This window comes from Saccharothrix sp. ST-888 (assembly GCF_000955975.1).
In the GTDB taxonomy this organism is placed as follows: Bacteria; Actinomycetota; Actinomycetes; order Streptomycetales; family Streptomycetaceae; genus Kitasatospora.
Genome location: NZ_JYJF01000737.1, coordinates 1 through 330, shown reverse-complemented (window position 1 = coordinate 330; position 330 = coordinate 1). Strand labels below are relative to the sequence as shown.

Sequence of the window (330 nt, the reverse complement as noted above, 5' to 3'; positions counted from 1 at the left end):
GCACAGCTCGCGGTGCCGCCACGGGCACGCAGCCCGCACACCGTGCGTGAGCCGTGGTCCTCAGCCGGTACGGGCGCCGGGAGCCCGCTGGAGCCGCTGCCCTCCGCCTGAGGCCACCGGCACACGGGGGGCGGTGCCGGGCCGCGGTCTCCGCCCGGCCCGGGATCGTAGTCGTTTTTTGTTCCACCCGAGGGCCCTGCTGGAGTCTGCTCTGGGAGCAGGGGCCGCTAGCTCAGTTGGTTAGAGCAGCTGACTGTTAGTCAGCGGGTCCGGGGTTCGTGTCCCTGGCGGCGCACAGGCGGCCGAAGGCCCCCCGCAGCAGCGAGGGGC

1 tRNA gene is annotated in these 330 nt (G+C 73.6%); it reads left to right on the top strand.

Annotated features, from left to right (window positions below):
* Positions 1–221: 221 nt before the first annotated feature.
* Positions 222–295 (top strand) — tRNA-Asn (locus UK12_RS34415).
* The last annotated feature ends 35 nt before the right edge of the window (positions 296–330 follow it).